Here is an 8,558-nt window from a genome sequence, read left to right on the forward strand (position 1 = left end):
TTCGTGCGGAAGGAGATTCGGATGCGCAGGCTGTTCGTCTTGTCGGTCCTGAGTGTCGGATTACTGGCGATCGCGCAGGGCGCCGCCCAGGCCGATCCGGTGCCCGCCGGGCAGGGCGTGCTGCGGGTGCAGGCGGCCACGACCGGCGCCGAATCCTCCGCCGTCGCCGGCGTTCAGGTCGGCATCACCACGTGCGCGGCCGGGCCCGTGCTCACCACCCTGACCACCGGGCCCGACGGCACCGCGACCACCACGCTGGCTCCCGGCTGCTACCTGGCCCAGTTCACCTCGGCGTCCGGGTGCGAGCCGAAGAGCTCGGTCTCCGTCAAGGTGGATGTGGTTCCCGACGCCACCCAGACCGCGGCGTTCCAGGTCAGCTGCGCCTGAGGAGTGTTGCGCCCGCGGGGTGTCACCATTTCGTAGGATGTGCCGCCGTCGTGTGCTGGATACCGTCGCCACGTGGTGGTTTCGGAGAAGTCTCGGAGTGATCGTCCGGCCCTGCTGATCCGGTCGGCCGCGGTGTTCGTCGCGGTGACGATCTGGTGGCTGGTGCTGTATCACGGGGTGGCCGCGGTGACCGGGGACGAGTACACCCGCGGCGGGCATGTCGTGCGGGCGGTGGGGGCGACGCTCGGAACGGTGGCGTTACTCTATGCGGCGCTGCGCTTTCTCGATCGGCGGCCGTGGTCCGACCTCGGGTTGGCCGCGCAAGGCCGTTGGCGTGCTTTTCTTTTCGGCGTCGCGTGCTGGGGAGTTCCCGCCGCTGTGACGATGGCCGTGGTGCTGTGGCTCGGTTGGGCCGAGCAGACGGTGCGGGCGGAGGCGCCGGAAACACTGCTGGCGCTGGTCGGTCTTGTCGCGTTGGTCCTGCTCTACGAGGCCTTGCCGGAAGAGTTGATCTTCCGCGGATATTTCTTCACCAACCTCGCCGAACGTTGGCCGACCGGAATCACCGTGGTGGCGCAGGCGATGCTGTTCACGGCATGGGGCGTACTCATCGGCGCGGCAACCTCGGTCGACCGTCTCGTACTCTTCTTCGCATTCTCGTTGGTACAGGGCGCGATTCGCGCGACCACCGGAAACCTCTTCGCCTGCATCGGATTCCACGCGACCTTCCAGCTGGGCACCCAATTCCTCGGCTCCCAGTGGAATTACATCGATCTCGACGACCCCGACCTGAGCGTCACCGGACTGGCCTTCGTCATCGTTCCGTTCCTGACCACGGCGATTGTGCTCTGGTCGCTCGCACGAAAGCGACGGAGCTGACCCACCGTTCACCCTCGGGTGATCGTCCGTCCGGCGAACGCCGCCAGCCGATCGACCGCGGGCGCGTCGTCATCGACGGGCTGTGCCTCGGCGAACTGCGTCCCCCGCGGCCGAACGGCCAACTGCCGCTGAATGAAATCCAGTGACCGCTCCGCGAATTCGGCGGGCAGCTCCACCGGAACCCCCGTGGCCTGCGTCAGATCCCAGCCGTGCGTGACCAAGTCGGCCAGCCGCAACTGCACCTGTTCCGCCAACGGCCCCTCCTCGAGCCGCTCGCGAACCTGCGCCCGCCCGAGCACCTCCAACAAGGCCGCTGCCGACCTCCGATAAGCCCCCAACGGATCATCCCCCACCAGATCCGCCCCCTGCTCATGAAGCGTCCCACCCTCGATCGAAGCCGCGAACGTCGAATTCACGGCGACCAAATGATTCACCACATCCCTGACATCCCAAGCACTACACGGCGTAGCCGCCCCCCACTGCTCCTTCGTCAACCCACCCAGCAGATCCCCCACCGCACCGAACGCCCGCTCGAGATCCTCGACAGAACCAGTCACCCACCGAGCCTACGACCGCCCATCCGCCCCGTCCCCGAATTTCGCGCGTTCCGTCCCGGAACTCGTGGATCGGCCGTACTGGAACCAGCACTCCGGATTGTCGGCAACTATTCGTAATCCGCTGCGTTGCAACACTTCTGGCTGATTGTCTGACACGGTGTGGGCCCACCTCTTTCCGGGGCCGATGCACACGGTCCATACATCGCGTCCAGGAGGTGGTGGGAGATGGCGAAGCATCGTCGGAGAAAGCAAGAGGCTCCGCTCGACTACGGCATCATTTTGGCCGGAGTTGCCGTAATCGCCGGAGTGTTCGCCTTGATCCGCTGGTTCAGATCTGGATGACCCACCACGCAGGGCACCGCCGACGTCTTACTGTCCAGGAGCGAGAAAACCCCCACCATTTCTCGCTGGTCGGGGCTCCCCATCGGTGCCCTCGACAGGATCCGAACCTGGGGGCCTTGACCTCGGATAGATGTCGGATGAGCGTCCCAGAAGACACGTGTGGCGCGTCACGTTGGCGTGTCTACGTCAGCCTGTACATGATGTACATAACGTACATGTTGGCCGCACCGGAATGAGCCGAGGGAACCGATGACGACCATCGACCGAATCACGTCTGTGAAACGCTACGACACGGCACACAGCGCCCGAGACAACTTCGCTCAGATGCTGACGACCGCCGAAGAGGGCAATCTCGCTGTCGTCTCACGCAAAGGTAAGGACTCTGCGCTTGTACTAGTCGGACGGCTGCGTTCGCTGCTGGCCCAGATCATCAAGCCGCATGAGCCGCAGATCGTACGAGAAAACGGCAACTGGGTCGCATACCTGCCTGGTTTGCCGCTGGCTGTCGAAGAAGCCGACTTCGACAGGGCCGTACAGGCGTTGATCGAAGCCATGCGCGAATACACCGCTGATTGGCAGGATCACCTCCACGCAGCGGTGAATCACCGCGACAACATCGACTTCGTCCAGTTCGTCGAACTATCAACCGACGAACAACTCACAGAATGGTTGACGGCGGCCGAACAGTGACCCGATATCCTCCTGGCACCAGGAAGGCCCACCAAACGTTCTGCGAGAACGACAAATGGACTCTCGTTCGCGACGCTACAGGAGGCGTCGTCGGCCATCACATCACCATGGAGCTCCACCTTCCCGATGGCAGAGTCATGCGAACGCGGATCTCACGGCCGGCGGACAACACCGACTATGGCCCGAAGCTGTGGTGCCAGATCCTCAAGGAGCAACTCCACGTCACTGAGGCCGAGTTCTGGGACTGTGCGAAGAATGGCGTCCGGCCCGAGCGGACAGCCGGCACCGTGGCTATTCCAGCGAAGGAACCTATCCCCCTCGGCGTAGTGGAGAAGCTGCTTCGGTTGGTCCACCTCACACCCGACGAGATCGAGGCAATGACCCCGGAGCAGGCGATCGCACGGTTGAACCAGTTCTGGAGCGAGAATAGCTAGGGCCTCGTGCCATCGGGGCTGGGTGAGTTCTCGAAAGACTAAGGCCCCGACCAGATTCGCGCTGGTCGGGGCCTTTCTCATCTGTGCCCTCGGCAGGATTCGAACCTGCGGCCTTCTGCTCCGGAGGCAGACGCTCTATCCCCTGAGCTACGAGGGCGGGGATCGGGCCGAGGGGCGGGGTGGCCGCCTATCGGGCGGGGAAAGCGTATCGCATCGGTGGCCGTGTGCCAAAAAGGGTTGTTAGGGCGGCGGTTCGGGTCAGTTGGGTGGGAGGGGGGTGGCGCCGCGGGCGGTGAGCATGGTGGTGATGAGGTCGGACTCGCCGCGCTGGGTTTTGTCCATGGTGTCGGCGAGGGTGCGCACGGCGGTGGTCTCGGCGTGTTCGGCCGCGTACTGGATCATCGGCAGGCCGCCCTGGTGGTGGCGGAGCATGAGCTGGAGGAAGAGGGTGTCGAGCTGGGGGCCGGTGGCTTGGCGCAGGGCGGCGAGGTCGGCGGGGGTGGCCATGCCGGGCATGGTCGGCATGGGTCCGGACGCGGTCTGGGTCGCGCCGGAGTGGCCGTGGCCGCCGGGCTGTCCGCTCATCCAGCCCATGTAACCGTCGACGCTCTGGGCGGGTTTGCCCCACAACTGGAGCCAGCCCTGCATGCGACCGACCTGGTTCTGCTGGGTGGTCATGATGTCGTAGGCGAGCCGGCGCACGTCGGTGTCGGTGGAGCGGACGAGCACGACGCCGGCCATCTCGACGGCCTGCGCGTGGTGCGCCGACATGTCCTGGGTGAATCCGACATCCACCGCGCCGGGGTCGGGCTCGGACGAGCCGTCGAGCGGCAGCCGAATCAGCGCGCCGATGGCGACGCCGATCAGGATGGCGCCGAGCACGCCGAGCACGAGCAGTGCGGTGCGCTGGCGACGGACCTGGGCGCCGAGGCCGGACTCCGCGGCGCCCGGCTCGACCTCGGTCGCCACTAGCGGTCGGCCCCTGGCGCGGGCTGAGCCGGACCGGCCTGCGGCTGGTTGGGCACCGCCTGTCCGGGCAGCGTCGGCAGCGGCGCGCCGGGCAGACCGGGCAGCCCCGGAACGCCGGGCACACCCGGCAGGCCGCCGGGCATCTCCGACGGATCCTTCTGCAGTCCCTTGCCGTCCATCGGCACCGCGTCGGGTCCGGGCGGCGTCGGGTCGAACGGCGGCGGGTTGTCGGTGTCGAACGCGATCGTCGAGCAGTCCGCGCCGACCTCGGGGTAGGCGTAGTTGTTCAGCCGCAGCGCGGTGATGAACTGCCCGACGCGCTTGTCGTCGGCGCTGTCCAGTTTGAGCTGATGCCCCCACGACTGCAGCGAGACCGCGCTGTCCAGCCCGGGATACGGCGACATGAGCGAGTACGGCTTGGCCTGGACCTTGCTCTTCAGCGTGTCCACCCCGGCGGCGTCCACCTTGTCGGGGTTGTAGGTGATCCACACCGCACCGTGCTCGAGCGAGTGCACCGCGTTCTCCATCCGGATCGGCTTGTCGTACACGACGCCGGTGCAGGTGGCCCACGAAGCGTCGTGCGGTCCGCCGAACGCGGGGCTCTGGTCGTAGGCGACGCGCTGGTTCGGGCCGATGTGCAGCCCGGCCGGGTACTCCTTCTTGACCACGCCGGGGATCGAATCCGACGGATCCTTGTGGTCGGCGCTGGGCGTGAACTTCTCCAGGTCCGCCTTCTCCTGGTACTTGGGGACCAGGCTGTAGGCGAGCGCGCCGATCAGTGCGATGATGACAGCGGCCGCGCCGATGGCCAACCAGGGGATCTGACGATTCTTCTTGGGAAGTCCACCTCGCCCGCCCCCTTTACGGGAGCCCGACAACTTGGCGGCGGCCTTGGCCGATTTGGCGCTGGGACTGCTCGGCATCGCTCGTTGTGCTTTCTCGATGTGATGGATCCGCGGGGTGGTGTGGCTTGCGGACGGTTGCGGCGCAGTGCCCACTCGAGGTGTACACCTGCCAAGACCATAGGATAGAGACTCGTGACTCCAGCTGACCTTGCAGATCTCCTTCGCGCCACTGCGGCGAAGGTGCTTGTCGAACGCGGACTGGACCCCGCGGTCCTGCCCGACGAGGTCACTGTCGAGCGCCCACGCAACCCGGAACACGGTGACTATGCCACGAATGTGGCCATGAAGGTCGCGAAAAAGGCGGGCACGAATCCGCGCGATCTGGCGACCTGGCTCGCCGAGGCGCTGAGCGCGGCCGACGGCGTGTCCACCGCCGAGGTGGCCGGGCCCGGCTTCTTGAACATCCGTCTGGCCGCGTCCGCGCAGGGCGTGATCCTCGAGCGGATCCTCGCCGCGGGCACCGCCTACGGCAGCGGCGAGACGCTGAAGGGCGCGAAGATCAACCTGGAGTTCGTGTCGGCCAACCCGACCGGCCCGGTGCATCTCGGCGGCACCCGGTGGGCCGCGGTCGGCGACGCGCTCGGCCGCATCCTGGCCGCGCAGGGCGCCGACGTCGTGCGCGAGTACTACTTCAACGACCACGGCGCGCAGATCGAGCGGTTCGCCAGGTCGCTGGTGGCGGCGGCCACCGGCGCGCCGACGCCGGACGACGGCTACGCGGGCGCCTACATCGTCGAGATCGCGAACACGGTCGTGGCCGCGCACCCGGAGGCGCTGACGCTGCCCGAGGCCGAGCGGCAGGAGCTGTTCCGCGCCGAGGGCGTCGAGCTGATGTTCGCCCAGATCCGGCAGTCGCTGCACGAGTTCGGCACGGATTTCGACGTTTTCTTCAACGAGAGCTCGCTGTTCGAGTCCGGCGCGGTGGAACAGGCCGTCGCGAAGCTCAAGGACTCCGGCGATCTTTATGAAAAGGACGGCGCGTGGTGGATCGCCAGTTCCGAATACGGTGACGATCAGGACCGCGTCGTCATCAAAAGCGACGGCAAACCCGCCTATGTCGCCGGCGATATCGCGTACTTCCAGAACAAGCGGGAGCGCGGTTTCGATCTCTGCATTTACATGCTCGGCGCCGACCACCACGGTTATATCGGCCGGTTGAAAGCGATCGCGTCGGTCTCCGGCGACGATCCGGCCACCGTCGAGGTGCTGATCGGGCAAATGGTGAATCTGCTCAAAGACGGTGTGGCCGTGAAAATGAGCAAGCGCGCAGGCACCGTGGTCACGCTGGAGGATCTGGTCGAGGCGATCGGCGTCGACGCGGGACGGTATGTGCTGGTTCGCTCCTCGGTGAACTCGAGCATCGATATCGACCTCGACCTGTGGACCAGCCAGAGCAGTGAGAACCCGGTCTACTACGTGCAGTACGCGCACGCCAGGACCGCGTCGATCGCGCGCAACGCCGCCGAGCTCGAATACGACCGGGTGACACCGGATCTCGCGCTGCTGACCTCCGACGAGGAGGGTGAGCTCATTCGCACCCTCGGCGAGTATCCCCGGGTCGTGAGCAGTGCCGCGAGCCTGCGCGAGCCGCACCGGGTCGCCCGCTACCTGGAGGAACTGGCCGGCACCTACCACCGCTTCCAGACCAACAAGAACCTGCGCGTGTTGCCCCTCGGCGACGAGCCGGTCAGCCCGACCAACGCCGCGCGCCTGGTGCTCGTCAACGCGACCCGTCAGGTTCTCGCGAACGGCCTCGCCCTGCTCGGCGTCAGCGCACCGGAGCGGATGTGAACGGGCACAAGGCTTTTCCGACGAGCGCCGAGGAGGAACGACTATGAGTGAGCGAATCGGCGGCACAGCTGCCTGGGCACTCACGACGGAGCCGAGCGCTAGCGAGGTGCAGTTGTGAGCGCCCACCCCGCGGGGCCTCGGCACGCCGAGATCCCGCACGCCCCCAACTTGCCGGAGCGTCCCCGTGAACCGCGGCAGATGATCGATCTGCCCGCGAATGTCTGGCCGCGCAACGCCTCTCGCGACGCCGACGGTGTGGTGCGGCTGGCCGGCGTGCCGGTGCACGAGCTGGCCGCCGAGTTCGGCACGCCGCTGTTCGTGATCGACGAGGACGACTTCCGTTCGCGCTGCCGCGATATGGTGCGCGCGTTCGGCCCGAACGCGCGAGTTCACTACGCCTCCAAGGCGTTCCTGTGCGGTGAGATCGCGCGCTGGATCCGCGACGAGGGTCTCTCGCTGGACGTGTGCTCCGGCGGCGAGCTCGCGGTGGCCCTGCACGCCGGCTTCCCGGCCGAGCGAATCGCCTTGCACGGCAACAATAAATCCGCGACCGAGCTCGAGGCGGCGGTGGCCGCCGGGGTGGGCCACGTGGTGGTCGACTCGCTGATCGAGATCGAGCGGCTGGAGGCCATCGCGGGCCGCGCCGGCGTGGTGCAGGACGTGCTGGTCCGAATCACCGTCGGCGTGGAAGCCCATACGCACGAATACATCTCGACCGCGCACGAGGATCAGAAGTTCGGCTTCTCGATCGCGGGCGGCGACGCCATGGAGGCGCTCGCGCGCGTCTTCGACGCGGACAACCTGCGCCTGGTCGGCCTGCACAGCCACATCGGTTCGCAGATCTTCGAGATCGACGGCTTCGAGATCGCCGCGCGCCGCATGCTGCGGCTGCTGCACGACGCCGTCGAGAAGTTCGGCGTCGAACGCACCTCGCAGATCTCGACGCTCGATCTCGGTGGGGGACTTGGCATCTCGTACCTGCCCAGCGATGACCCGCCGCCGCTGGACGACTTCGCCGCGAAGGTGTGCGACCTGGTCGCCGCCGAGGCGGCCGCCATCGGCCTGCCCCAGCCGAAGATCGCGGTGGAGCCGGGGCGCGCCATCGCGGGGCCGGGCACCGTCACCCTGTACGAGGTCGGCACCATCAAGGACGTCTCCCTCGACGGCGGCCTGCGCAGGCGCTACATCAGCGTCGACGGCGGCATGAGCGACAACATCCGCCCGGCGCTGTACCAGGCGGACTACGACTGCCGCCTGGTGTCGCGCACCTCCGAGGCCGCGCCCCTGGTCGCGCGCGTGGTCGGAAAGCATTGCGAGAGTGGCGATATCGTCATCCGCGATACCTGGATGCCTGCCGACGTCGGCCCGGGTGATCTGGTCGCCGTCGCCGCGACCGGCGCGTACTGCTACTCCATGTCCAGCCGATACAACCAGCTGACCCGCCCTGCGGTGGTCGCGGTGCGCGACGGACAACCGCGACTCATTCTGCGCCGGGAAACGGTGGCGGACCTGCTCAGCTTGGAGGTTGAATGATGACGAATCCCAGTAAGGTGACCTGGGGGAGAGATCAGCCGATCGGGGTCGCGGTCCTCGGCATGGGCAAT

Annotated in this window: 9 protein-coding genes and 1 tRNA gene; 6 read left to right on the top strand and 4 right to left on the bottom strand. The window is 66.9% G+C overall.

Going from position 1 to position 8,558, the window contains the following annotated elements:
* Window positions 1-21 precede the first annotated feature (21 nt).
* Window positions 22-387 carry a hypothetical protein gene (locus tag ON39_RS06670; protein ID WP_040732330.1) on the top strand — a complete coding sequence of 122 codons (366 nt, stop codon included), beginning with the start codon at window positions 22-24 and terminating at the stop codon, window positions 385-387.
* 72 nt (window positions 388-459) lie between these two features.
* On the top strand, window positions 460-1,266 hold the full coding sequence (locus ON39_RS06675) for a CPBP family intramembrane glutamic endopeptidase (protein ID WP_246002829.1): 807 nt from the start codon (window positions 460-462) through the stop codon (window positions 1,264-1,266).
* An 8-nt stretch (window positions 1,267-1,274) separates the two neighbouring features.
* Here the strand turns inward: ON39_RS06675 and ON39_RS06680 are convergent, their stop codons facing one another.
* The gene (locus tag ON39_RS06680; protein WP_040732331.1) at window positions 1,275-1,823 is read right to left on the bottom strand and encodes a TIGR03086 family metal-binding protein; all 549 of its coding nucleotides are present in this window, start codon (window positions 1,821-1,823) and stop codon (window positions 1,275-1,277) included.
* Between the two features lie 591 nt (window positions 1,824-2,414).
* On the opposite strand from ON39_RS06680, the gene ON39_RS06685 reads away from it, so the two are divergent.
* Window positions 2,415-2,855 carry a hypothetical protein gene (locus ON39_RS06685; RefSeq protein ID WP_051186362.1) on the top strand — a complete coding sequence of 147 codons (441 nt, stop codon included), beginning with the start codon at window positions 2,415-2,417 and terminating at the stop codon, window positions 2,853-2,855.
* Entirely contained in the window at window positions 2,831-3,289 is a 459-nt protein-coding gene (locus ON39_RS06690) for a hypothetical protein (protein WP_051186363.1), read from the top strand. The genes ON39_RS06685 and ON39_RS06690 overlap by 25 nt, the downstream gene beginning before the upstream one ends.
* A gap of 84 nt (window positions 3,290-3,373) precedes the next feature.
* Here the strand turns inward: ON39_RS06690 and ON39_RS06695 are convergent.
* The 3 genes from ON39_RS06695 to ON39_RS06705 form a co-directional block, all read right to left on the bottom strand.
* A tRNA-Arg gene (locus ON39_RS06695) sits at window positions 3,374-3,446 on the bottom strand.
* 101 nt (window positions 3,447-3,547) lie between these two features.
* On the bottom strand, window positions 3,548-4,258 hold the full coding sequence (locus ON39_RS06700) for a DUF305 domain-containing protein (protein ID WP_040732334.1): 711 nt from the start codon (window positions 4,256-4,258) through the stop codon (window positions 3,548-3,550).
* The gene (locus ON39_RS06705; RefSeq protein WP_051186364.1) at window positions 4,258-5,181 is read right to left on the bottom strand and encodes a thioredoxin-like domain-containing protein; all 924 of its coding nucleotides are present in this window, start codon (window positions 5,179-5,181) and stop codon (window positions 4,258-4,260) included. Before ON39_RS06705 ends, ON39_RS06700 begins: the two co-directional genes overlap by 1 nt.
* 114 nt (window positions 5,182-5,295) lie before the next feature.
* On the opposite strand from ON39_RS06705, the gene argS reads away from it, so the two are divergent.
* On the top strand, window positions 5,296-6,954 hold the full coding sequence (gene argS / locus ON39_RS06710; RefSeq protein WP_040732335.1) for an arginine--tRNA ligase: 1,659 nt from the start codon (window positions 5,296-5,298) through the stop codon (window positions 6,952-6,954).
* Between the two features lie 114 nt (window positions 6,955-7,068).
* A complete protein-coding gene (gene lysA, locus ON39_RS06715) occupies window positions 7,069-8,487 on the top strand; it encodes a diaminopimelate decarboxylase (RefSeq protein ID WP_040732336.1) in 1,419 nt (472 codons plus the stop codon).
* Window positions 8,488-8,558: the final 71 nt, after the last annotated feature.

The sequence above is a fragment of the Nocardia tenerifensis NBRC 101015 genome, assembly GCF_000308715.1.
Classification (GTDB): Bacteria; Actinomycetota; Actinomycetes; order Mycobacteriales; family Mycobacteriaceae; genus Nocardia; species Nocardia tenerifensis.